The 25,945-nt window shown below is 37.4% G+C and carries 16 protein-coding genes; 7 read left to right on the top strand and 9 right to left on the bottom strand.

Annotation, left to right across the window (positions count from 1 at the left end; genetic code table 11):
- From V7S76_RS12840 to V7S76_RS12830, 3 genes are all read right to left on the bottom strand, one after another.
- The coding region (locus tag V7S76_RS12840; RefSeq protein ID WP_459510536.1) for a beta strand repeat-containing protein at nt 1-6,274 on the bottom strand (6,274 nt) is incomplete at its 3' end.
- A 34-nt stretch (nt 6,275-6,308) separates the two neighbouring features.
- Entirely contained in the window at nt 6,309-6,830 is a 522-nt protein-coding gene (locus tag V7S76_RS12835) for a T9SS type A sorting domain-containing protein (RefSeq protein WP_459510534.1), read from the bottom strand.
- Nucleotides 6,831-6,839: 9 nt separating this feature from the next.
- Complete coding sequence (locus tag V7S76_RS12830) at nt 6,840-7,466, bottom strand: hypothetical protein (protein ID WP_459510533.1); 627 nt, start codon at nt 7,464-7,466, stop codon at nt 6,840-6,842.
- A 302-nt stretch (nt 7,467-7,768) separates the two neighbouring features.
- Here V7S76_RS12830 and V7S76_RS12825 point away from each other — a divergent pair, with 302 nt between their 5' ends.
- From V7S76_RS12825 to bla, 6 genes are all read left to right on the top strand, one after another.
- Complete coding sequence (locus V7S76_RS12825) at nt 7,769-8,923, top strand: helix-turn-helix domain-containing protein (protein WP_459510531.1); 1,155 nt, start codon at nt 7,769-7,771, stop codon at nt 8,921-8,923.
- A gap of 152 nt (nt 8,924-9,075) precedes the next feature.
- A complete protein-coding gene (locus V7S76_RS12820) occupies nt 9,076-10,203 on the top strand; it encodes a glycoside hydrolase family 88/105 protein (RefSeq protein WP_459510530.1) in 1,128 nt (375 codons plus the stop codon).
- A 137-nt stretch (nt 10,204-10,340) separates the two neighbouring features.
- Nucleotides 10,341-12,689: a T9SS type A sorting domain-containing protein gene (locus V7S76_RS12815; RefSeq protein WP_459510529.1), complete on the top strand. Its 2,349-nt coding sequence runs from the start codon at nt 10,341-10,343 to the stop codon at nt 12,687-12,689.
- A 124-nt stretch (nt 12,690-12,813) separates the two neighbouring features.
- Nucleotides 12,814-13,713, top strand: coding sequence for a CorA family divalent cation transporter (locus V7S76_RS12810; protein WP_459510528.1), 900 nt, complete (start codon nt 12,814-12,816; stop codon nt 13,711-13,713).
- A 100-nt stretch (nt 13,714-13,813) separates the two neighbouring features.
- The gene (locus V7S76_RS12805; protein ID WP_459510526.1) at nt 13,814-14,695 is read left to right on the top strand and encodes a sugar phosphate isomerase/epimerase family protein; all 882 of its coding nucleotides are present in this window, start codon (nt 13,814-13,816) and stop codon (nt 14,693-14,695) included.
- 98 nt (nt 14,696-14,793) lie between these two features.
- The gene (gene bla / locus V7S76_RS12800; protein WP_459510525.1) at nt 14,794-15,549 is read left to right on the top strand and encodes a subclass B1 metallo-beta-lactamase; all 756 of its coding nucleotides are present in this window, start codon (nt 14,794-14,796) and stop codon (nt 15,547-15,549) included.
- A gap of 897 nt (nt 15,550-16,446) precedes the next feature.
- Here bla and V7S76_RS12795 read toward each other — a convergent pair.
- From V7S76_RS12795 to V7S76_RS12770, 6 genes are all read right to left on the bottom strand, one after another.
- Nucleotides 16,447-17,184, bottom strand: coding sequence for a glycosyl hydrolase family 28 protein (locus tag V7S76_RS12795; protein WP_459510524.1), 738 nt, complete (start codon nt 17,182-17,184; stop codon nt 16,447-16,449).
- Nucleotides 17,185-17,205: 21 nt separating this feature from the next.
- Nucleotides 17,206-18,693, bottom strand: a complete 1,488-nt coding sequence (locus V7S76_RS12790) for a glycoside hydrolase family 28 protein (RefSeq protein WP_459510523.1) — start codon at nt 18,691-18,693, stop codon at nt 17,206-17,208.
- Between the two features lie 12 nt (nt 18,694-18,705).
- On the bottom strand, nt 18,706-20,181 hold the full coding sequence (locus V7S76_RS12785) for a glycoside hydrolase family 28 protein (RefSeq protein WP_459510522.1): 1,476 nt from the start codon (nt 20,179-20,181) through the stop codon (nt 18,706-18,708).
- 86 nt (nt 20,182-20,267) lie between these two features.
- Entirely contained in the window at nt 20,268-21,104 is an 837-nt protein-coding gene (locus tag V7S76_RS12780) for a VanZ family protein (RefSeq protein ID WP_459510521.1), read from the bottom strand.
- A gap of 1 nt (nt 21,105) precedes the next feature.
- Nucleotides 21,106-22,596, bottom strand: coding sequence for a TonB family protein (locus V7S76_RS12775; protein WP_459510520.1), 1,491 nt, complete (start codon nt 22,594-22,596; stop codon nt 21,106-21,108).
- Nucleotides 22,586-22,957, bottom strand: a complete 372-nt coding sequence (locus tag V7S76_RS12770; RefSeq protein ID WP_459510519.1) for a BlaI/MecI/CopY family transcriptional regulator — start codon at nt 22,955-22,957, stop codon at nt 22,586-22,588. The genes V7S76_RS12775 and V7S76_RS12770 overlap by 11 nt, the downstream gene beginning before the upstream one ends.
- Nucleotides 22,958-23,130: 173 nt before the next feature.
- Between V7S76_RS12770 and V7S76_RS12765 the strand changes: the two genes are divergently transcribed.
- A complete protein-coding gene (locus tag V7S76_RS12765; protein WP_459510518.1) occupies nt 23,131-25,944 on the top strand; it encodes an outer membrane beta-barrel protein in 2,814 nt (937 codons plus the stop codon).
- Nucleotide 25,945: the final 1 nt, after the last annotated feature.

Here is a 25,945-nt window from a genome sequence, read left to right as displayed (position 1 = left end):
TATTGGTTGCGTCTGGCGCACCAGCAGCAACGCTTCGATCCACATAAAAAGTGGTGGCCAATTTGGTGGAATTATCTCCAGCTGATTGAGTAACGGCTGTGGTTCCTGTTGGCAAAGTAGGAGTTCCTGTAAAAGTTGGAGAAGCCAATGAAGCCTTTAAAGCCAAAGCCGTATTGACCGAACTTGTATCAGCCTTGGCGGCTAATGAAATTGTAACATCTGTGGCATTTGCTTTTAAGGCAAGGGCGGTATTGACCGAACTTGTATCAGCCTTTAGGGATAAAGCTGGAACAGTGGGAGCATCCGCCGTTCCAGCTAAATCACCTGACAATCGTATTTTACCTAAAGTTGTATTAGTGGCATCTGTCATACCAGCCGCTGCCCAGCTTGCTGTCCCGGCGGCATTTATCGTTAAAACTTGACCGGATTCGTTATTGTGGGCGTTTGGATAGGTCACCGTTCCCGCTGTGAGGGTACCGCTGGTTTTTACATCAGTGACATTAGTGTTTCCTAGTTGAATGGTGTTGCTAGCGCTCACTATAGCTCCATTCCCTATTGCTGTCGCATTGGTTAAGGTACCAGATGCAACATTTGCCCCGTATCCAATTGCTGTGTTATTTGAACCTGTGGTGTTACTTAATAAAGTTGAATGGCCTAATACTGTGTTATAAGAACCTGTTGAGTTATTAAAAAGAGATGACCTGCCGTATGCTGCATTATAAGAACCTGTTGTGTTATTAAAAAGAGATCCCTGGCCGAATGCTGAATTTTCTAAACCTGTTGTGTTATTAAAAAGAGCAGTTGTGCCGCTTGCTGTATTACTAGAACCTGTTGTGTTTTTATAAAGAGCATATACGCCAGTTGCTGTGTTAGTATTACCAGTTGTGTTTACAGGAAGGGCATTTACTCCAATTGCTGTGTTAAATTCTTTATTCCCACCACCTTTCCCAACAGTCAATCCATTTACAATAGCATCTTTTGAAAATGTTGTTGTCTCTGAAAATGTTTTTGAAGCTGTTATTGTTTGTGCAGTATTGGTAGTTACATAATTAGTTAGATCCGTGGAATTGGCTTTTAGAGCTAAAGCCGTATTAACCGAACTTGTATCGGCTTTTGCGGCTAGCGAACTACTAACATCTGAGGAATTTGCTTTCGATGCAAGTGCGGTATTGACCGAACTTGTGTCGGCTTTTGCGGCTAGCGAACTACTAACATCTGTGGAATTGGCTTTTAAAGCCAAAGCAGAATTGACCGAACTTGTATCGGCTTTTACAGCAAGAGAGTTACTAACATCTGAGGTATTTGCTTTTAAAGCTAAGGCCGTATTGACTGAACTTGTATCGGCTTTAGCGGCAAGTGAATTACTAACATCTGAGGCATTTGCTTTTAAGGCAAGGGCGGTATTGACTGAACTTGTATCGGCTTTAGCGGCAAGTGAATTACTAACATCTGAGGCATTTGCTTTCAATGCAAGGGCGGTATTGACCGAACTTGTATCAGCCTTTAGGGATAAAGCTGGAACGGTTGGAGAAGCGGCTGTTCCAGCTAAATCGCCAGCTAATTGGATTTTACCTAATGAGCTATTGGTTGCGTCTGGCGCACCAGCAGCAACGCTTCGATCCACATAAAAAGTGGTGGCCAATTTGGTGGAATTATCTCCAGCTGATTGAGTAACGGCTGTGGTTCCTGTTGGCAAAGTAGGAGTTCCCGTGAAAGCTGGAGAAGCCAATGAAGCCTTTAAAGCCAAAGCCGTATTAACCGAACTCGTATCAGCTTTTGCGGCTAGCGAAATACTAACATCTGAGGTATTTGCTTTTAGAGCTAAGGCAGTATTGACAGAACTTGTGTCGGCTTTTGCAGCTAAACCTGGTACAGTTGGAGAAACGGCTGTTCCAGCTAAATCGCCAGCTAATTGGATTTTACCTAATGAGCTATTGGTTGCGTCTGGCGCACCAGCAGCAACGCTTCGATCCATATAAAAAGTGGTGGCCAATTTGGTGGAATTATCTCCAGCTGATTGAGTAACGGCTGTGGTTCCTGTTGGCAAAGTAGGAGTTCCTGTAAAAGTTGGAGAAGCCAATGAAGCCTTTAAAGCCAAAGCCGTATTGACCGAACTTGTGTCGGCTTTTGCGGCTAGCGAACTACTAACATCTGTGGAATTGGCTTTTAAAGCCAAAGCAGAATTGACCGAACTTGTATCGGCTTTTGCGGCTAGCGAACTACTAACATCTGTGGAATTGGCTTTTAAAGCCAAAGCAGAATTGACCGAACTTGTATCGGCTTTAGCGGCAAGTGAATTACTAACATCTGTGGCATTTGCTTTTAAGGCAAGGGCGGTATTGACTGAACTTGTGTCGGCTTTTGAAGCTAAACCTGGAACGGTTGGAGAAGCGGCTGTTCCAGCTAAATCGCCAGCTAATTGGATTTTACCTAAAGAGCTATTGGTTGCATCTGGCGTAGCAGCCGCAACGCTTCGATCCACATAAAAAGTGGTGGCCAATTTGGTGGAATTATCTCCAGCTGATTGAGTAACGGCTGTGGTTCCTGTTGGCAAAGTAGGAGTTCCTGTAAAAGTTGGCGAAGCCAAAGGAGCCTTTAAAGTTAAAGCTGAATTGACCGAACTTGTATCGGCTTTTGCAGCTAGCGAAATACTAACATCTGAGGTATTTGCTTTTAAAGCTAAGGCCGTATTGACCGAACTTGTGTCGGCTTTTGCAGCAAGAGAATTACTAACATACGTGGAGCTGGCTTTTAAAGCCAACGCCGTATTGACCGAACTTGTATCGGCTTTTACAGCAAGAGAGTTACTAACATCTGAGGTATTTGCTTTTAAAGCCAAAGCCGTATTGACTGAACTTGTATCGGCTTTAGCGGCTAGCGAACTACTAACATCTGAGGAATTTGCTTTCAATGCAAGTGCGGTATTGACCGAACTTGTGTCGGCTTTTGCGGCTAGCGAACTACTAACATCTGTGGAATTGGCTTTTAAAGCCAAAGCAGAATTGACCGAACTTGTATCGGCTTTAGCGGCAAGTGAATTACTAACATCTGTGGCATTTGCTTTTAAGGCAAGGGCGGTATTGACTGAACTTGTGTCGGCTTTTGAAGCTAAACCTGGAACGGTTGGAGAAGCGGCTGTTCCAGCTAAATCGCCAGCTAATTGGATTTTACCTAAAGAGCTATTGGTTGCATCTGGCGTAGCAGCCGCAACGCTTCGATCCACATAAAAAGTGGTGGCCAATTTGGTGGAATTATCTCCGGCGGATTGAGTGACGGCTGTAGTTCCTGTTGGCAAAGTAGGAGTTCCTGTAAAAGTTGGAGAAGCCAAAGGAGCCTTTAAAGCTAGAGCAGAATTGACGGAACTTGTATCAGCTTTTGCAGCTAATGCATTGGTAACATCTGTGGAATTGGCTTTTAAAGCTAAAGCAGTATTGACCGAACTTGTATCAGCTTTTGCAGCAAGAGAGTTACTAACATCTGAGGCATTTGCTTTTAAGGCAAGGGCAGTATTGACTGAACTTGTATCAGCCTTTAGGGATAAAGCTGGAACAGTGGGAGCATCCGCCGTTCCAGCTAAATCACCTGACAATCGTATTTTACCTAAAGTTGTATTAGTGGCATCTGGCGTAGCAGCCGCAACGCTTCGATCCACATAAAAAGTGGTGGCTAGTTTGGTGGAATTATCTCCGGCGGATTGAGTGACGGCTGTGGTTCCTGTTGGTAAACTAGGAGAACCTGTAAAGGTTGGCGAAGCCAAAGGAGCCTTTAAAGCCAAAGCGCTATTGACCGAATTTGTATCTGCTTTTGCGGCTAGCGAAATACTAACATCTGTGGAATTTGCTTTTAAAGCCAAAGCAGAATTGACGGAACTTGTATCTGCTTTAGCGGCAAGTGAATTACTAACATCTGAGGTATTTGCTTTCAATGCAAGGGCGGTATTGACCGAACTTGTATCAGCTTTTAGGGATAAAGCTGGAACAGTGGGAGCATCCGCCGTTCCAGCTAAATCACCTGACAATCGTATTTTACCTAAAGTTGTATTAGTGGCATCTGGCGTAGCAGCCGCAACGCTTCGATCCACATAAAAAGTCGTGGCTAATTTGGTGGAATTATCTCCTGCCGACTGAGTAACGCCCGTTGTTCCTGTCGGCAAAGCAGGAGTGCCTGTAAAAGTTGGCGAAGCCAAAGGAGCTTTCAAAGCTAAGGCTGTATTTACAGAACTTGTATCAGCTTTCGCTGCAAGCGAATTACTAACATCTGATGCATTTGCTTTCAACGCCAAACCTGGAACGGTTGGAGAAGCGGCTGTTCCAGCTAAATCGCCAGCTAATTGAATCTTTCCTTTGGTCGATGCGTCTGCATCTGCAATAGTAGCGGAAGCGATTTGAGAATCCACATAAATTTTTACTGCTTTTTGAGATGGATAGAATACGTCGCTCGTTCCTAAGGCTGTGGCGGTGGATTTATTGGACACATCTTCTTTTGATGACAAGGATGTGTTGACATCTGAAATATTCGCTTTGGCTGCTAAACCTGGTACGGTTGGTGAATCGGCTGTTCCTCCTAAATCGCCGCTTAATTTTATTTTTCCTTTTGTAATAGAAGATGCATCAATGATACCAGCTGATGTTGCTTGCTGCACAAATGCTGTTGTGGCAATCTTCGTGCTATTATCAGATTCGTTTTGAGTGACTGCAATGGTTCCGGTGGGCAAAATAGGATTTCCTGTGAAAACAGGTGAGTTTTTATCCGCCTTTGAATCTACGGTTGCCTGCAAAGCGATGCCTTGGGTGGCTTGATCCACATAGACTTTGACGGCGTTTTGGGTAGGATAAAAGTCATTACTTGTTCCTAATGACGTAGAAGTGGATTTGTTGCTCAAATTTTCTTTATTGGCCAATGCTGGAACGGTAGGAGAGAAGGCTGTTCCGCCTAGATCACCAGATAGCTGCACTTTTCCTGGAGCCAAGGTAGTTGCATCGGCTACTCCTTGACCTACTGCATTGTAAATGGCATTATCTACATAGGTTTTAGTTGCTTTTTGGCTTGGGTAAAATTGATCCGACGGATTATCTCCTCCTAGGGTGGTCGATGTAGATTTATTCGCCAATACTTCTACATCGCTAGCTAAAGTACTTAACGAAGATGCTGTGGTATTTACCCTATACCACATATCACCCATTTGTCGACCTAACGTATTTGTTGTTGTAGATATTTGGTATCGATTGTCATTAATCTGATTTTGTTGGTCTGTTAATTTCCCATTGATACTGACTATCGAATTCGAAATAGAATCGACCTTTACGCTTATTTCTGAAATGCTTTGATTAACAATTAAAAATGAATTATCACTAATATTTTTATTAGTTTCAATTTGGTTATTTGCATCTGAAATTTGACTAGTTAGTAAAGTTGTTTTGGATGTTATTTGGTCATGATTGTTTTCAATTTGATTCTGTTGAGCTATTAATTTTCCTTCGATGTTCATTATTGAATTTGAATTGGAATCTAGCCTAACCTCTAAACCTGCAATATTTTCATTGACAATTTTAAAGGAATCATCGCTCGTTTTTTTATAATCATTTAAATTTTTATTTGCATCGATGATTTGCGCGGCATTGATCTTAATGTCGATTGTATTGGCTTTGATGTCGGACGTATTAGCTTTGATGTCGGACGTATTAGCTATTATTTCTGCAGTATTGCTTTTAATGTTGGCCGTATTGGTTTGAATATCAGCTTGCAATGGATTAAGATCTTTGGGAATCAAATATCCTACATCATTTGAGAATTGGGATAATTTTGTAGGAGTGTCTCTAACATTTTTATAATCCACCGCTTCAGCATACAAGGCATATGGAGTATAATTCAACATCTGGGTGCTTACTTGCTTGAAACTATTACACCCATCATAGCTGACAGACACCCTCATGCTTTTCATATTCTCATCCCAAATGATGCACTGAAAACTCTTACACGTTCCAGCGCTATAGGTACCTTGGCCCACATAAAGATTTATTAGTCCATATTCATCGGTGGTGGCCTGTTGAATTTCTTCATAATCCACAATGCCTTGTGAATTTAGGAAGGTGAATTTTAAACAGACTTTCCCATTAGACAATGGTTGTCCATTCAAGCTGGCACCTGGAATATCAATTGGCTTTGGATCTAAAATTACAGCTTGGTAATTCAAGTTTTTATTGGCCGATTGGCCCATTAGCGTAGACAAACTTACAATGCAAAAAAACAGTGTTAGAATTAAAGTTTTTTTCATATCAATTAATTAGTATAAGTGCTCTTGTTCGGAATTAATTACTTTGTTTGATTAGTGTTTGATTAATAGCTTTCTCTTTCTGCATGACTTGTAAAATATATTTACCAGCTTTAAGATCTTGGAGTTTTTCAAGCGCGATCTCTTTTGTTAGAGCCATATATTGTCCCTGCCAAAGTACTTGACCTTGGATATCATATACTTGCAAGAAGACGGGATTGGCAGTAGGTTGATCAAAACGAACGGTCACAAGGTCGATAAATGGATTAGGAAATGTTATGTAAGACCAAGCTCTTTCTTTTTCATGGATCTGTAAGCTGAGGCTATTATTGGTGGATTTTTGTGGTCCTACAGGTTGTTTGAATCCTTGTCTAAAAATGAGCCCTTGGCTGTTCGCCGTTCCAGTAATCACACTAGATTGTCCTAATACATGAGACATATAATTTACTTTTTGTGAGGATGTGCCACCCCAAGCAGCAAAGGTGGCCACCTTCAGGTATTGAGCCTGAATGGTAAGTGATATCAATAAGAATAGGTGGATATTTAATATTCGTGACATGGTTCTTAATTAATTCAAAAAGCGAATGCCGATGGAAAATAAACTGGGTGCAAAATGGAGTGTCGAAAGTCCGACAGGATTTGAATTAAGTGTTTGGCATTGTTGGTAGGCTACCAATCCAGCTAATTTCCCTGAGAATTTTTTCTCTAACTCAATACCATACCCCGCCATCAATTTGATTTGTGAAAATTGAGGATCCTCGTTCAAGTCCACGTAATGGTTCTGCAGCAATTGGTTGCCATGAACGATTTTATTCACACTCATAATTCCCTGTAGATTAATCGAAATCGAAAATGGTATTGGGATCCGAATACCTAGTTTTCCTTGAAGGCCCACATAATCGGTTTGATAGCTGAAGGCTATATTTTTAATATCTCCTACAGCGTTTAATTGATTTAATTGAAACCCTATATCGTAATTGATCATACTAAGAAATCGAGCTATTTTAGGATTTTGGCTAAGGTAAATGGAGGTCGGGCCTTGTGCTAGAATATATTTGGCAGAATCAACTAAACTGGCTTTATGATAAGATATCTGAAAGGAAAGTCCTGACCCACGTTTCAGGCCTTGAATGATTTTTCCCTGATCATCTTGGTAATTAAATTGGGTGACTGCTATTCCTTGGTTGAATTTCATTTGTTGTGCTGCGGCAGTTGAACAAATGAATAGAAAAAGGAGTAACCTAAGCAATGGCCAATAGATAAATTTTTTGAATGGGGAGAACACTTTTTATTATTTTGAATTTTTACAGAGTAGAATTATCTACTCATTTTCAAAATTCACTTACAAACTGTAATCAAATTTATTTTACCTGTTTTATTTTGTCTACATTATTAAATTTTAGACAACTAGAATTGGAGAATTTGTATAGAATAAATTTTTATGACTAAGTTTAAATGAATAAAGTTCTAAATAATTCAATCTTTAAACTTTCGTTTATGCTTAATGCGAATCTTATTCTTGTTTTTTTATTAATTTTTGTTTTGCTTAAAAACCATTTTCACAAGAATAAAGGAATAGTTTTTTCGGTGTTGGGAATTTTAAGTTTTTATGTCAAAATTTTAGCTATTTCTTTTGATTTGTCTGAAATTCAACAACATCCTATCATACTAAGGCTTGTACTTTTTCATGGATTTATAGGTTATCTAACAGTTCCGTTTATGTTACTATATTTACAGACGGTATTTAAAAAGCAACAAGTATTTAGTACATATATTTATTTATCAATAATTCCATTGTTGATAATGTTTATTTATTACATACCTTTTTCCCAATTACCTCTTTCAGATAAGATTGCTCTATTCGAAAATCCCCATTTTCAACTATCTAATGCTAGTTTTCTTTTAATTCCCTATTCAACGGCCTGCATCATAAATGATATTGTAAATCCAATGATGGGCATAATCGTCTTAGCATCTGTTTACAAAAATTTGAATTTTTATAAACAGATACTAAGCAAGAAAACTTATTATTTAATTGTACAAATTGGGAGTATTTTCGTGATTAATTTTATTATAATAAGCATTATTACTCTATATAAATATTGCTTTGATCTTCAGCTAATTAAAACTGAAATCTTTGGGATATTGGCATTGGCTTCTCCTTTATCCTATATGTTATTTCCAAATTATGTTTATGACATTTCCTTAAACTCAGACTTAGGATTTTATTTAAGCATGATGAACCGAATTTCTCCCGAAGTTGACGAAGAACCCATAAATCAAGAATTAGTTCTAGATACTAATAGAATCATTAACTTTTTAAACCAAGAAAAGCCTTATTTGTCTGCTGATTTTTCTATTCATGATATCGTTAAACAATTAGATATTCCACAGAAAAGAGTGACAGATTGTTTTAATAAAGTTATTAAAATTCCATTTCCTAAAATGCGGAATCAATTGCGGGTGAATCATGCTACATCACTGTTTAAATCCAATGAGCACTTAAATAAATCTATTTTTGGAGTGGCAAGTGAATCGGGTTTTAAAAATCGGGCGACTTTTTATAATGCCTTTAAAGAAGTAAAAAAAACCACACCAGTCGGTTGGATTAAACATAATTGTGATTTTGTTGGCGACCGTAATTTGGAATAAGTTCGATTCTAGTTGTGGTGCTATTTCCCCATATAGATTAATTTCTTTCTACTCTTCCGCTAAACCCTCCCATCATTACAATTGGATTTTTGTCCATTTTTATACAATTTGTCTTCGATTTAATCTTTTGATTTTGCGTGAAACCTAATTGTATGAAAAAATTACTTTTGTTATTGTTACTTGCCAGTCCGGCCATTGCACAAAAAGAACTTTCCAATTGGCCTGCAAAAGCCAATCCCATTACTGTCGGTAAAAGAACCGCCGAGCGTTTTATGGCTGTTCCACATTCACGCTATGGTGTAACTTTCCCTAATCCTCCCGCTACCCAAATTACCTATCCAGATGTTTGTACATGGTTAGGTGCTTTGGGCTTTGCTCAAAAGACAAAGGATACGGATTTGCTCAAAAGATTGGATGCAAAAACAGCGCTATTACTAACCTCAGAAGCTCATCTTCAACCCCAAAAAAACCATGTCGACAATTTTGTGTTTGGGGCCATTCCTTTGGCTTTTCACCTTCAAAACGGAGATCAAGCATTAAAAATATTGGGACTTTCTTATGCCGATGAAGAATTTAAAACCCTGAGTTCAGATGAATACAACAAGCTTAAACCGGAGGTACGCAATTGGTATGCTGCCGGATTAAGTTGGGTTACTCGTTTCTGGATGGATGATATGTATATGATTACAGCGGTGCAAGCAAAGGCTTTTGAAGTTACCAAAAATCGGAAATACATAGATCGTGCGGCGTATGAGATGGTGGCCTATTTGGATACCTTACAAAATGCGGATGGTTTATTTTACCATGCGCCTGATGTGCCTTTTTATTGGGGTAGAGGTGACGGTTGGTTAGCGGCAGGCATGGCTGATTTATTGAAAGTCCTACCCCAAGATAATCCCTACAGATCTCGCATCATGAAAGGTTATTTGAACATGATGGGTGTTCTACTTAAACATCAAGATACCAATGGCATGTGGCATCAGTTAATCAATGACCCAAATTCCTGGCCAGAAACTTCATGTACAGGTATGTTTACCTACGCCTTTATTGTAGGAGTCAAACAGGGCTGGTTGCCTGCAACTACTTATGGAAAAGCGGCTAGGAAAGCTTGGATTAAATTGCAAGATTACGTGAATGAGAACGGAGATTTAACGGAAATTTGCGAAGGGACAAATAAGAAAAATGACCATCAATATTATTTAGATCGCAAAAGAATTGTGGGCGATTTACATGGTCAAGGTCCATTGCTTTGGTGTGTGAATGCCTTGTTGGAAAAATAAATTTTTGGACCAGGATTGGCTTTTTATGTATTAAAAGATTTAAAATTTTCACTCAAAAGATTTTAGGTAAAGGAATTTATTCAAATCAATCGATAGAAAATTTAGCATATGGGTATTTTTATATTTAATTAGAAGAAATGAAAAAATCACTAATCTTTTCACTGTTTATTATTTTACCGTTCCTTTCTTTGGGCCAAAAAAAGACAGCCATACAAGCAAGCTTTTTAAAATTTCCAAACAATATGGCCGATTGGATGAAAACACACATTAGTAATTTGAATCGATACAATGAACCACTTGGAACCAAATTTGAGACAGGCCAATCCAAGCAGTTTTATGATTTCAATAAAGATGGGAAAAAAGACATCTGTATGGAAATTGGCTTGAATTATTTCTTGCCTCCAAACAAAGAAGATTCAGCTTACATGTATTTCAAAGGAATATTTGTCAATAAAGGGAATGAAACCTTTGAATTAGATACCAATTATATTATTTCTGGAAGGGGACGACCCTGGTATGGCAAATTCGGTGATTTTAATGGAGATGGGAAAATTGATTATTTTCATTTAACTGAAAATTACCATGGAGATCAAGCTAAAAAGCCATTGGATTTGTTTCGATTTAAAGATATCCCGGATGGTAGTCCAAGTCATGTATTTTTTAATAATGGTACAAGTTTTGATCGTATTGATTTAGATACACTACACATGATTTCTCAAAATGGATATGTAATAGATATCAATGATGATGGGAAAGATGAAATTATATCTATACCTCAAGGTAAATTTATTGTTTATTCTTACAACACAAACACTAAAAAATTCGACCAATCATTTGATCATATCAATCAAATCATTCGGCAAAAATATGGAAATACAATCAAGTTTTTTAATTTTGAGAATGTCGAAAACAAGAAAATCAAACTGACCATTTCCTATGATTTCACCACGGGCGACAAGAATAATTGGAAAGTAGATATCGCAGAAATAGGATTAAAAGACAGCACATTTACCGTTATCAATTCATTTAAGCATCCTGTTTATTTATCTCCCAATGGAACCTTGGCCAATGCAGATATTCAAGCCAACGATTCATTTAAATACACAGATTTAAATGGAGATGGTATCAAAGAGTTAATCATGATTTCTCCTTATAGTATGGTTCCGGAAATGCAAGGATTTAATATTATTGAAAATAATCAATTAGTTACTAGCAAATATTGGACCCCTGACTTGAACGAAGTGGGTTTCAGAATTCAAGGATTCATTCAAGATTTGAATGGAGATAATAAATTGGATATTGTATCGAGTGAATGGAATCTGGATAGAAGACAAAATTATTTGAATTATTATTATGAATTTAAAAATGGGAGGTTTTTACAAACCAAATTAGATCTGACTTCAAATTCGCTAATTCCCCCAAATATCCCTTATTGGACTTGGGTAGAAGATTTCAATGAAGATGGATCCAATGATATTTTTGTTTTTAATGAAAGGAATATGTTGGAAAGTTATTATTACAAAACAATTGATTGCGATAAAACCTCGAAACCTATTTTATCATCCAATAAAAATACTTTTTGTGCGAATGATTCATTGAAAGTTTCTATTTCAAATACCTTGAAAGGGGATAAATATAAATGGTATTATGGATCCAAAATCGATTCTACTAATTCGAGCTCCAAGTATTTTACAGAGGCTTATCAGGTATTTGTTGTAAAAATGGACAGTTTGGGTTGTGTGAAACGTTCGGATACGTTAATCATTAATAAATTACCTTTAATTCAGGCTCCAAGTATTTCAAATTCTACACCACTTATTTTTTGCTCAGGTCAAAATGTTGTTTTGACTAGTAGCAGTACCAATAATCAATGGTTTTTGAATGGGAGTCCATTAATTAATGCCACGTCAGCGAGCTACACAGCAAATGCAACGGGAACGTATCAAGTTAAAGCGCTTAATGGCGATTGCAGCAGTTCATTAAGTTCAGGTGTAAGTGTTGTAGTGAACGCAATTCCTTCCGCTCCTAGCATTATAATGGAATCGAATGGAGGCTTGACGTCAAGCGCCTCTAACGGGAACCAATGGTATTTTAACAGTAACATAATTGAAAATGCTACTCAGAAAACGATCAATCCAACTAAGAGTGGAAATTATACCGTTAAAGTAACTACACCATGTTCAAGTGAGATGAGTAAACCCTATAATTTAGTAATATCAGCTTTAGAGGAGAATATATTGAGCCAAATTCAATTGGCACCTAATCCCTTTTCAAGTCAACTAAAAGTAAGTTTTCCCCATGAATTTGGAAAATTTGCTCATCTCCAAATCATGGATATGACCGGAAATTTGCAACTGCAAAAGGCCATTGTTTTTGATGGAGAGTTGTTGGACCTTAGTATTTTAAAAGAGGGGAATTACCTGTTGATTTTGATGTCCAATGAAAATGCGAATTCTACCTCAATGAAGATTACAAAGGTTCAATAATAACAGGGCTATTTTTTACCTTGGGACATTTAAATGCAAATTAATTTGTTCTTCCATTTGTGAATTCGCTTTCAGAAATGGGAATACCCCTAATTTTTATTAAATAGCTTCATATATTTCAAAGATGACAGAAAAATCGATTAGCCCCAATCAACAGGTAGAATGGATTGACCTAACAGCCCCTAATTTAGAAGAACTAGAGGCAATAGGTCAACAATATTCGTTGAATAAATTTGCCATTTCGGCTTGTTTGCAAGCAGATCATCTTCCGAAACATGAAGACATGGATGGTACGCATTTTATCATTACTCGAACATTAATATCCCATCCCAGAAAAAAGGCGATTTCCATTCAGTCCATTTCTACCAAAATCGCTTTTTTTTATCGATCTGGATTATTAGTTACCGTTCATCGCCTTCCGCATGGATTCATGCAGGAAGTGAAAGAAAAGTTTTTTGATACGGGAAAATTCACCGAAGTAGAATCTTTGGTCGCTAAAATGCTTTGGTACATCTTACACTCGTATGAATCGCCCGCCGTCCATTTATCCTATGAATTAGATGAATACGAAAGCAAAGTTTTTTCTCAAAACTTAACCCCCGAGATGCTTTCCGATTTATATCAAATCAAACGTCAATCGCTGATTAGCAAGAAATTATTGTTATTTAGTCAGGAGGCCGTAAGTTCCATCCGATTAGCGGATCAAGATGCAGTCGTTCTGCAAGATGCGCGGGATCTACATTTGAAACTTTTGAATATTTACGATCAAATACATGAAGACGTTTCCAATTTGGTCAATTTTTATTTATCTATTTCGGCTCAAAAAACCAATGAAGTGATCAAGGTTTTGACCATTTTTTCCGTCTTTTTCATGCCTTTAACCTTTGTGGTAGGGATTTATGGAATGAATTTTCAATACATGCCCGAATTACAAGCCAAATGGGGTTACCCAGCAGTTATTTTCGCGATTTTATTGATATCATTAACCATTTATCTTTGGTTTCGGCGCAAAAATTGGCTCTAACCAGAAGCTATCAATTCTTAATCTTTACGCTTATATTTCAAAACAAATCCCTAAATTGTATCTTCAATTTTTTTATTTCTAAACAAGACAATTATTAACTATGAAATTGACTAAGTTTTTTAAACCCCTCATGATGTTTGCTGCAGTTTCTGCAATGGCATTATTTTCTTTTAAAACCTTACAATCCGAGAAACCTTTTGGTGGACTAGCTTTATACACCGTTCGCGATGCTATGAATAAGGAAGCAAGAGCCACTTTGGAAAAAGTAGCTCAAGCCGGTTATGTGAACATAGAATCAGCTGGATATAACAATGGTAAATTTTACAACTTGTCGCCCGCAGATTTTAAAGCTTTATTGGATGAAATGAAATTAACTCCTATTTCCGCACATCAGGGATCGGTTAATTTTGAGAATGTAGATCAACAAATCGCAGATTTAAAAGCGGTTGGTTTTAAGTATTTTGTGATTCCGGTTCCCCCAATGAATTTGTTTTACTTTGATAATGTCAACAAAAAAATGGCAATGAAAGGTGGTGCTAAAAACTTGGCGGATATTTTAACCAAATTAGGTGAAAAATGTAAAGCAGCAGGTTTAGAGCTTTTGTATCATAACCATGATTTCGAATTCGTAAAAGATGCGGATGGAAATGTTGTGATTGATTATTTATTGGAAAATTGTGATCCTAAATTGGTGAATTTCCAAATGGATTTGTATTGGGTAACCAAAGCTGGTGCAGATCCAGTGGCGTATTTCAAGCGTTATCCAGGCCGTTTTAAAATTTGGCATGTGAAAGACATGGATGAGCAAGGTCGTTTTGCTCCTGTTGGAAATGGAAGCATCGATTTCAAACGTATTTTGGCGAACAAAAAATTATCAGGCATGAAATACTACTACGTAGAACAAGATGCTTGTTTCAACGAAACGCCATTAGAAGCTATTAAGATTAGTCACAAAGGACTTTCTAATATTGGATTTAAATAATCAAGAGCTATTTTTTATCACCAAGGTCACAAAGATTTATTTCTTTGTGACCTTTCTGTTAAATGACAAATTCGAAATCATTTCATCCCATATTAACAATGAAACACCTTTTTTTTACCTTTTTCATTTTTGGTTTTTTTATCGTTCATGCGGGACCTCGCAATTATTCTTCCCCTGTGAAAAAGCCCAAGATCGTTTTTCAATCGGCGGAATTAACGATTGAACAAATAAGTCCAAACGCCTTTATTCATGTTTCCTATTTAAAAACCAACGATTTTGGAAATGTTCCTTGTAATGGACTCATCGTTCGAGACAAAAACGAAGTAGTCATTTTTGATACACCCACCAATGATAAAAGCGCAGAGGCCTTGATTCAATGGGTTTCCAAAAGTCTGCATGCCAAGATCAAAGCCATTGTTCCTACTCATTTTCATGGCGACTGCCTTGGTGGATTGGAGGCATTTCATGCCCAAAATATTCCTTCTTATGCTTCTGAAAAAACGATTTCTTTAGCAAAGGAAAACGATTACATCATTCCCCAAAATGGCTTTTCGGATTCTTTGAGCATCCAAGTAGGGCAAGAACATGTGATGATCAGTTTTGTGGGAGAAGGCCATACCAAAGACAATGTGGTGGCTTATTTCCCAAAGGAAGAAGTGCTTTTTGGAGGGTGTTTAATCAAAGAAATGAATGCCACCAAAGGCTATTTGGGAGATGCGAATGTGGAGCAATGGCCTTTAACCGTCCAAAAATTGAAAAAGAAATACCCTCAAATAAAATGGGTTGTTCCAGGCCACGGACAATGGGGTGACCAGCAATTATTGGATTATACTATTCAAATGTTTTCGAAATAATGTGACATGTAAATAGTTAGTTATTAATGCGAATTAAGAGTCAAAAAATCTGATTTTCATTTCTCTAATACCGCTTTTTGCTTCGTCGCCGCTCAGCCAACGCTATTTCTTTTTTTTCAAGCTCATCAATGAACTTTTGGTTAATCCCGACGAAAGATTTGAACGTAGCGGTAGGCGGAGCTTTGACAATGCGCATTGGGTATGTGCGTCAGGGTCAAAGAAAATAGCCGAGAGCGTAGTGAAAATCGGTCAGCTTGCTGATTCGTCTTGGATTAACTTGCGACTAATAAGTTTTTTTTTCTTTTTTTTCAAAAAAAGAAATGCCTTAGAAAATGAATTAGCCAGAAAATTGCATTGTTGGCCAGGAAAAATGTAATTAAATTTGATTTAGCCACAATTATTGGAAAAGATCCTGAATTTTAGTTTTTAACCCTTAATTCGCATTATTAGTTATTAGTTATTAGTGATTAATGCGAAATTAAGAGTTAAAACTTCTAATTAAAATTTCTTTTTATGCTGCTCTTCGATTCTTAACAGCCTTTATAAACGGGTCTTCGATACTTCAACATGCTCAGTAACCGGCCTCAGCCGCCGTTTGTAATCACGTAAACGTTTGTTCAGAAGCTAAATAATCTTGTCACTTGCGGTTAATCCGACGAAAGAAAATTAAAATTGATTCGTCTTGGATTAAATGAAGTAAACAAGTTTTTTTGTTTCTTTTTTTCTAAAAAAGAAATGCCTTAGAAAAAAAAGAACCAACAAATTGTCACGCGGTAGTGAATTAGGGAAATCAAAGGCAATTTCAATCTTGTTCCAGTTTTTTCAATATATCTCTTGATTCGCATTAATCTTTAATAACTAAAAACTAATAACTAATAAATTGGCAAAATGAAAAAGCTAAAGCATTTTACCTGCTGCATTTTTCACATTTTCTTTGGAAATATTCACTGATTTTGAATCCAAAACCATTTCTGACCCTGAACTTTCAATGAATAGATTATTCAATTGTGCTCCATCGCATGCCGTGATAATCAAACCCTTTTGTTCGTTGCGCCAAGTATTTTTGATAAAGATTCCTTGCACATTTATTTGTTGGCACTGATTAAAATTGACGGTAGAGCCACAAGCATTTTGGAGATGCAATCCTTCTACCTGAATACCTTCACAATTCGTCATGGAAATCAAAGCAGGACTTGCTTGAAGAACACTTTCTTGTAAATAGCCTTTTTGAATTTGATTTTTGATTTGTTCTGCAACTCCTGCTCCTTGTCCCTCAATGACTCCCTTTCCAAAAATGCCTACATTTTTTTCTCCATCCGCCACAATCAAGGCTTTGTTTTCTTTGAGTTTCACATAATCGTAAATCGAGCTTGTTGCCAATAAAACAGCACCTTCTTTTAATTCAATGCTTACCTGCGACTTTAATTGAATACTGCCTGTCAAGTATTTCCCCACTGAAAATATCAATTTTCCCCCACCTTTCTCATGGATAAAATCGATGGCTTTTTGAATCGATTGGGTATTTAACGTAATACCATCTGATTTTATGCCAAAAAGAGACGCATTGTAATCTTTGGCACTAGCTGCTAGTGATAGCAGTAAAATGAAAACTCCGGTGAATAATATATTTTTCATATGACGTGTTGACAAAACGACTTATTTGATATTGACATTGGTAGAATGATAGGGGAAAATTTGTGTTTTACCCGCACTTTCTGGTTCATTAATTTTCATACCTGAAAAATTGGCCCCGTTCACATCATCCAAAACAATGCTCGGACGATAATCTTTTTTCTTTGCAGTGAATGTGACATTTTCAAAGGTAATTCCCTCCGCATGACGAATATACATGCCCCAAGCAGGTAGTTCTTTGAACTGGGAGAATTCAGGATAAACATCTCGCATTTCAGGAATTCCATCCAGTTCGAGGGCCGTTAATCCTCTTTTGGCATAAAGGGGATTTCCTTCTCCTGGATAAACGATTTGGATGTTTTTCAAGGTCACATTTTGTATTTTGTTCTCCACCAAGCCGATGATGCTTGCGGGCGAAATATTTCTTGGTAAATCTTCCACAGGGCCTTCGTAATTATAGCCCGCATCTGGTTTTCCCAATGGGACTTCCGCGTAGACATTTGAGATACTAATGTTTTTCATATACGGTTTTTTGCCTTTTCCCCAACGGTCGCCAATGCGTAAAAAAATCACATTTCCTGTGTTGATGGACCTAACCCCATCTACCACAATATTCTCAATTTCGGCACCATCTACAGCAGCAAAAGTGATGGCTGAACGGAAGGTGTCAAAGATCGTTAAATTGGTGACTTTGAAATTCTTAAATCCTCCTCGAGAAACAGTTCCAAATTTTAGTCCATTGGCACTGGAACGGCCCACGCAATTATCCACCACTACATTTTGACAAATAAAATCGGGCGAATGTGATTTGAAACAAATGACGTCGTCAGCGGCATCGAAGTAGGAATTTTTAATGACCACCCCATCGCAATCAACTATGTCGATACCATCGTTGTTCCAATAACTTTTGCTATCCACAAAAATGCCATCCACATACAAATTCTTGCATTGATCATAGGTTTGGTTCCAACTTGCTGGATCTTTGAGGGTAATATCTTTTATGATGATATTTTTGCATTCTCTGAAATAGATATTTTGTGGTCGGTTGGTTTCGTTCGGTCTGTCTAATTTCAAGACATCCGTGTAAATTCCGCGATGAATGTAATTCACCATGTTATTGGCGGTGATATAGCCTCTGCCATTGATGGTCCCTTTTCCAGTTATGCCAATGTTTTCTTGATTGAGGGCAAAGATCATCGACATCCAGCCTATTTTTTTGTCTTTGATGTAATCAAATGGATTGGTTGAGCCTAAAATAGTGGCCCCTTGGTCCAATTGCAAAGTGACATTGGTTTTTAAATATACGCTTCCTGTCACATAAGTTCCCGTTTGGAATATCAGGCGACCTCCGCCATTTTCATGGACATAATCGATGGCTTTTTGAATGGTTCGGGTATTGATGCTTACACCATCGTTTTTGGCACCAAAGTCCAAAACGAAATAATCTTTGGCTGAAAGGTTGAACCCAATCAGCAAGAAAAATAGCAATTTGATAGCTTGATAATGATTCATTGGGCGTCTCTTTTATTTCTTTTGAAGAATATCTGTTGATTTGTACAAATGCACTTGTTTTTTCTTTTTGTTTGGCTCCACAAAAGTCACATTATTTAAATGGGCACTTTGTACGTCATCCATGACGATGGCGGGACGATATTCCTTTCCTTTAGCGGTTAAAGTAATATTTTCCATGGTCAAATTTTTGGCATGACGAACATAAAATCCCCAGGCAGGAAGCTCTTTAAATTGAGAAAATTCGGGATAAGCCGCTGGCATTTCAGGGATGCTATCTAAATCGGCAGGTTGAATTCCTCGGAAAGCATAATGGGGATTACTATTTCCTGGAAATACGAGTTGGATGTTTTTTAAGGTCACATTGGAAATAGCTTGTCCCGGTAGACCAACAATACTTGCTGGAGAAATATTCCGTGGCAAATCTTCGATGGGCCCTTCGTATTCCTTGCCTGCATCAGCCTTGGTTTCAGCCACTTCGCAGTACATATTTTGGATAGTGATATGATTCATGGACCCTGTTCTGCCTTTGTTCCAACGGGCTCCGATACGCAAATAAATAGGATTTCCAGTGTTATAGGCATATAGGCTATCCACTAAAATATTGTCCACCACACCGCCGTCTGGTGTAGCAATCGTAATCGCAGAGCGGTAAGTATCGTAAATTTTATTGTTGATTATTTTGAAATTTTTGTACCCTCCGGAAGTTAGGGTGCCAAATTTGATCCCATTGGCACTGGATCTGGCTACGCAATTGCGTACTTCTACATTTTCGCAAAGTTTCGTTGCGTCATGCGATTTAAAGCAAATGGCATCATCACTGGAGTCTATATACGAATTGGAGATAAGGACATTTTGGCAATCGACAATATCAATTCCGTCGTTGTTCCAAAAGGCTTTGCTATCGACGATGATTTTATCAATTTTTAGGTTTTGACATTGATCTGCCACCACAACCCACTCGGCGGCATTTTTGACCACAATTCCGGAAATTTCCACTTTGTTGCATTCCCTCAAATAAATGGCTTTAGGGCGATAAAGGGCAGAACGATCATTGGCCAAAGGGTCTTTTAAAAAACCTTTTTGTACTTGGTCTGTGACATGATACGCGACATCTCGGCCTTGGCCATCTACGACACCTTTGCCTGTAATGGCGATATTTTCGGCGTTTTTGGCGGCTATGAGTGAAGGGAATCGTTCAGTAATATTGTAATCATAAATATTGGTGGACCCCAATAAGATAGCTCCTTCTTCCAAGTGGATCGTTACATTGGACTTAAGTTGAATTGTGCCAGTGAGGTACCTACCAACATAAAAAACCAATCGGCCACCTCCTTTTTCGTGGATGTAATCAATGGCTTTTTGAATGGCATGGGTGTTAAGGTTGGTCCCATTGGATTTGATGCCAAATAGGGATGCTTTATAGTCTTCTGCTTTTGAGGAATAAGCACAGAATATTAGCACTTGCAAGGTAATTACAAGGTACTTCATTATTTTTTCAGGTTTAGAGTAGAGAAATTTACTTAGGAAAATTGAATAAATGGCAATATTCTTAGAAAAAATTTGGTCTAATCATGTTACTGACAAACCAACACCAATTGGGCGGTTTCTGATTCATCGATGACAATGGTTACACGGTTTCCCACTTTCAAATCCGATTCATTGGCTGGACCGGCGCTGGTTTTGATGGTTGTTGAAGCTGTGAGTAGCACTTTTTGAGTATGGCCTTCCTTGGATTTCAACATGAAAAAGTGAAGTCCTTTGCTGATTATTTGTCCCGTTCCTCCTGTTCCATTGCATAGATCTTCTTGTAATTGTTTCATTCCTGCTTGGCTAGCTTTTATGTTAGGAAGTTCTCTGATTGGCGCTTTCTCTAGTCCAATGGGCCCATAAATGAATAAAAGGCCTAATAAAACGATAAGTGTAGTAATCAAAAAGCCTATTTTTTTAGGTGTAAGAATGGATTGAAAAAACGATGAATTTCGGAATGCTTGACTCATCCAAAATCCTAAGAAAACGCCCCAAACATTCAAGATGACATCATCGACATCAAAAATTCCTACATGAAAAAAGACTTGTAAACCTTCAATAGTGCCACACAAAAAAAGGGCTAATAGGCTGCATTTTTTCCAAGAGCAAGGTTGAAAAACGAAAGGAAACAGGATTCCAACGGGCACTAAAATCAATATATTTCCGAGTATATTGATGCCCCCAATTAGCCAACCTTTGGATCCTAATAGATAAGGAACAATGGTTTGAAAAGGAATCCAGTTTCCAGGACCGTCTTGCGTTCCTCCAAAATTAAACTTCATGTGTCCAACCCGAACCATGGGTAAATCTTTTAATACCAAGATTTCTATGATACATGCGATGGAAAATAAAAGTAAGAAAATGGAGAATATGCGAGGTTTCATATTATTCACTTAATAAAAATTGAATGGGCAAAACAAGTGATGATGCAATATTTACATGATTCTTTTTAGCGGGAATCCATTTTCCAGACTCTTTCATTACCCTTACAGCTTCTTCGCCAAAGCCATATCCAGGGGTTTTTAATATTTTCACATTTGTCAAAGTCCCCTCAGCATTTACATTGATTTCTACATATACCTTGCCCGTGACTTTGGCTTTTTTTGCATCTTCGGGATATTTTAAATTTTTATTCAAATAGGAGACAAAGGCTTCCATTCCACCTGGATATTCAGGAATTATTTGGTCATTCGATGGAGAATCTGAGGGTGCAGCTGCGTTTTTCTTTGAGGTAATTTCAATCACACCATTTTTACCCAATTTGCCGTATTTTTCTTTGGCTAGGGCGCCCTTTAAAACATTCATGGATTCAATTTCATTCGGTTTGATATCGTTCATGCCTTTTTTCTCTTCAATTTTTCCATCAATCACCATTAGTGGTGTGATCGGTGGTGTAGGAGGTATTGGCAAAGAGGCATTAGATGATGTTTTGCGTTTTTGCTTACTTGGCGCTACTGCTAAAGTTGATTCTTTAGAAGTAGTTTTTTCGGTAGTTTGAGCACTTAATTGCATAGAAAATGCGAATACAGTGCCAGCTAAAAGTGGAAGAGCTAATACTTTTCTTAAGTAGCTGTGTTTTGGGTTTTGGGAGGTAGTTAACATAATGATTCTGCGTTTAATGGATGAATAATAAAATGAGTGACTAGGATTAAAAAAATGGTTCCCATAATGGGTTTGCAATACTATTTTGGCCAGAGTTTCCGCATTTCCTTGTCCAAAAGACTTCTCGTCTGCGATGAATTCATGGATATTTTGGAGCTCATTTTGTATGATCCAGGTGAAGGGATTCATCCAAAAAATACTTGACATGACTTGACAAAATATTCGGTCATAGCTGTGTTTTTGTTCGATGTGTGTGATTTCATGTGTGAAAATAGCTTGTCCGTTTTCCGAGTTTAAATCGATGGATTTTTTCCAAAATAGATGATTAAAAAAGGAAAAGGGAGCGTTTTCATCCTCTGTTTCAATGAAATAAATGTCATTCAAACGAGTTCCTTGATACTTATTTTTCAATTGGAACACCGAATATATCTGGAAACACAAGTAGCTAAATAGAATAAAAGAAACGCTTCCAAGGAGAATCGTTAATAACTCCATCCAATGCTCATCCAACCAAGGCGATTGTTGGGCTTTGATGGTTACCGTGGATAAAAAGTAAACGGCTTTTTCTGTTTGACTCAACACTTCTTGTTTACCTGTCAAGTAAGTGAAATTGAAAAAGGGAATGATGAAACTTAAGATTAGGCTAATGATTAAGTAAAAGCGATTGTATGTATGAAATCGCTTGTTACGAAGCACTAGTAAATAATAGCCATAAAATATTCCTGATAATAAAACACTTTTTGCCAAATAGATGAGTGGTAGGTTATTTGTCATGGTCTTTTTGTTTTAATTGGTTAATCAATAATTCTAAATCTTCAATGGAAACTTGTTTTTTATCTACTAAAAAAGAAACCACATTGGTAAATGATCCTTCAAAAAATGAATCTGCTAAACCTGTTATCCTTTGTCCTGAATAAGCCTCTTTGCTAATTTTTGGGAAGTAAAAATTATTTCTGTTGGGATTGCTGATGCCTACAAATTCTTTCTCTACCAATATTTTTAATAGGGTCGCCACTGTATTGGAATGTGCCTTGGGTTCTGGTAAATTTTCTAAAATATCCTTCAAAAATCCTCCTTCGGGAAGGCCCCAAATGACCTGCATTATTTGCTCCTCTGCTTGTGTTAATTTTTTCATGGTTGTAGTTTGTTGTGCCAAATGTATAACTAAATTTTTAGTTACAAAATATTTTTAACTATTTTTTTAGTTAGAAATATGTTAAGGTACTAATCCTTGTTATCATCCGTTTAACAATTTTTAAAATAATTTACCGTTTCGATGTCGTTTATTTGCCCTCTCAATTCTTACTTATGACCAAATTTTTATCTATACTTTCACTATTAACGGTTTTTTCTTTTGCTTCCTTGGGTCAAACAAAACTAGGGATTCAAGGTAAATTGGTGGATTCCAGCGGTCGTGCACTTCCTCAGGCAACAGTGATGTTGTTGCAACCTAAAGATTCTTCCTTGGTGAATTATGGCAGATCGAATGAGCAAGGTCAATTTGAATTCAAGAATGTTAAACGCCAAGCCTACCTCTTAAAGGTTTCTTATGTAAGTTATTTGCCCTTGCAAATGGACATCAAACCTTTGGATGAACCATCCATCGACTTGGGAAATATAACTTTAAAACCCATTTCAAAAGAGTTGTTTGAAGTGGTTGTTCGAACGGCAAAAGCACCTTTAAGTATACGTGGAGATACGATTGAATACAATGCGGGCTCATTTAAAGTCCCACCAGGAGCTACGGTGGAGGATTTGTTGCGCAAATTGCCTGGCATGGAAATTGAAGCCGATGGAAGTATCCGAGCTCAAGGACAAACGGTTAAAAAAGTAACAGTGGACGGTCGAAGTTTTTTTGGTTCGGATCCTAAATTAGCTACCAAAAATATTTCTGCAGATGCCATTCAGAAAGTTCAAGTATTTAACGGACAGACAGAAGCCGCCAAAGTAACGGGCATTGATGATGGGAAAAAGGAAAAAACCATCAATTTGGAATTAAAAGAAAGTCATAAAAAAGGAGGATTCGGAAAAATTACCGCCGGAATAGCCACCGAAGACCGAAGGGAAATCAAAGGGAATTACAATAAATTTGATGCCAAAAATCAATTATCGGTTATTGGATTAGGAAATAATACCAACCAATCGGGAATGTCTTTTGACGACTATCAAGATTTTAGAGGAAGTCAATCGTTCAGTTGGGGCGATGAAGCGGATTTTGGGTTCTCTTCCAGCAATCGGTATATTTCTTTTGATGATGGAGATGACCAATTGGGCATTCCTATCGGAGGAAGAAGAGATGGCTTTTCCAAAAATTATTCGGGTGGTGCCAATTATAATTATGACACCAAAAAAGCGAAATTCAGCTCCAATTATTATTTCAATCAATCGGAGAGAATCATTGATAAAATTTCTACCACACAACGTTTTTTTCAAGATAAAACCCAAAATTCAGCTGACACAAGTAGTCAAAAGACTTTTTCTGCCAATCATCGCATGAGTTTGCGCTACGAAAACAACCTAGATTCAAGTAATACGCTGATTCTTATTGGTAATGGCAAATTGTCATTTGGTAATTCAAACGAATCAAGTCGTATTTACCAACAATTATTTTTTCAAAATAACCTTGTTCCACGTACTACTTCTTTACAAAACGGGAACGATTTGCAGTCGATGACGACTCAAAATACCGCCATTTTCCGACATAAATTTGCCAAAAAAGGACGTAGTTTTTCGGCTAGTGCGGGCTATAATTATTTGAACTCAGATGGAAATGCGAGTCAGAAATCCATCAACAAATTATGGAATGCCACCACTTTGCGTGATTCCATTCAAGCAATTGATCAATTGATGAATAATTTTTCCAATAAATCACAAGTTAAATCAAGTCTTTTCTTTGTTGAACCCTTATCGAAATCCTTTTTTTGGGAATCCTTTTTCAACACCAGCCTTCAAAACAATCAAGTGAATCGGGAGTTGTTTGACAATGTCATTGGAATGGCCAACAAGAGAAATGATAGTTTAAGTCGGTTTTACGACAATCGATTAACCTATAACCGTTTAGGATCAAGCATTCGTTATTCCAAAGATGGGATTAATATTTCAGCAGGATTGGCCGCTCAACATTTTAATTTAACGGGCGATTTTCGTAAAACTGCGACTGGCACCAATTTAGCTAATATTGACCTTTCTTATTTAGCTTGGATTCCCAAAATAAGTGCTGATATCGAATTGAAAAATAATCGATATGTGTTTTTCAATTATGATAAATCGGCGATAGAACCCAATATTCGAGATTTACAGCCCATTGTTGACAATAGTAATCCGTTATTTTTGCGAGTGGGGAATCCGAATTTGTTACCGAGTGTTAGTCATTCATTGTCAACTGGATTCAACTTATTTGATGCGGCTAATTTTATGCATTTTTATTCCAATGTATCCTACAACTACAATGTTAATCAAGTTGTGTACAATCAAACCATCAATGCTACGGGAATCATCACCACCAAACCGATGAATCTTACCGGAGGTGAAACGTTCAATGGATATTTGGGATTTGGATTTCCATTGAAAAAAACGGTTAGTACGCTAAGCATCAATGCCGATTTTACGGCGGCAAAAAATCCCTTGATGATCAACGATGTATTCTCCAATACACAAACCAATTCTGGAAACATATCTTCTCGCCTTTCCTTTACTCCCAACGATCGAATAACATTTTACATTAATACAAGTTTTGGATTGACTCATTCTGCCTATGACAAATCGGCTTTACCTGAACAAAATATTCGGAATGATAAATGGGGCTCTGAGTTGAATGTTAATTTTGGCAAGAATACGTTTTTCTCTTATAATTTTGATTATAATATTTTTGAAAATAAGACCAGGGGCTTATACCAAGAAATGCCCATTTTGAATCTTTCGGTATTTAAATATGTCGGAAAGGCACAAAAATCGGAGATTCGCTTAACTGTTTATGATGTATTTAAAAAGAATTTAGGCGTGAATCAAAATGCCTTTCAAAATTTTGTCAGCTTTGAAAAAACCCGGACATTGTCGCAATATGTTATGTTAAGTTATACCTATAACATGCGTGGATTAAGTTCGCCCATTCGTAAAAATTAGA

The organism is Aquirufa sp. ROCK2-A2 (assembly GCF_054558485.1).
The sequence above is the reverse complement of the archived record's forward strand: the minus strand, read 5'-3'. Positions and strand labels throughout refer to the sequence as shown.

Coding starts and splice junctions, on each gene's coding strand:
- V7S76_RS12835 (WP_459510534.1), bottom strand. CDS start 6,830: ATGTCACGAATATTAAATATCCACCTATTCTTATTGATATCACTTACC.
- V7S76_RS12830 (WP_459510533.1), bottom strand. CDS start 7,466: ATGAAATTCAACCAAGGAATAGCAGTCACCCAATTTAATTACCAAGAT.
- V7S76_RS12825 (WP_459510531.1), top strand. CDS start 7,769: ATGCTTAATGCGAATCTTATTCTTGTTTTTTTATTAATTTTTGTTTTG.
- V7S76_RS12820 (WP_459510530.1), top strand. CDS start 9,076: ATGAAAAAATTACTTTTGTTATTGTTACTTGCCAGTCCGGCCATTGCA.
- V7S76_RS12815 (WP_459510529.1), top strand. CDS start 10,341: ATGAAAAAATCACTAATCTTTTCACTGTTTATTATTTTACCGTTCCTT.
- V7S76_RS12810 (WP_459510528.1), top strand. CDS start 12,814: ATGACAGAAAAATCGATTAGCCCCAATCAACAGGTAGAATGGATTGAC.
- V7S76_RS12805 (WP_459510526.1), top strand. CDS start 13,814: ATGAAATTGACTAAGTTTTTTAAACCCCTCATGATGTTTGCTGCAGTT.
- bla (WP_459510525.1), top strand. CDS start 14,794: ATGAAACACCTTTTTTTTACCTTTTTCATTTTTGGTTTTTTTATCGTT.
- V7S76_RS12795 (WP_459510524.1), bottom strand. CDS start 17,184: ATGAAAAATATATTATTCACCGGAGTTTTCATTTTACTGCTATCACTA.
- V7S76_RS12790 (WP_459510523.1), bottom strand. CDS start 18,693: ATGAATCATTATCAAGCTATCAAATTGCTATTTTTCTTGCTGATTGGG.
- V7S76_RS12785 (WP_459510522.1), bottom strand. CDS start 20,181: ATGAAGTACCTTGTAATTACCTTGCAAGTGCTAATATTCTGTGCTTAT.
- V7S76_RS12780 (WP_459510521.1), bottom strand. CDS start 21,104: ATGAAACCTCGCATATTCTCCATTTTCTTACTTTTATTTTCCATCGCA.
- V7S76_RS12775 (WP_459510520.1), bottom strand. CDS start 22,596: ATGACAAATAACCTACCACTCATCTATTTGGCAAAAAGTGTTTTATTA.
- V7S76_RS12770 (WP_459510519.1), bottom strand. CDS start 22,957: ATGAAAAAATTAACACAAGCAGAGGAGCAAATAATGCAGGTCATTTGG.
- V7S76_RS12765 (WP_459510518.1), top strand. CDS start 23,131: ATGACCAAATTTTTATCTATACTTTCACTATTAACGGTTTTTTCTTTT.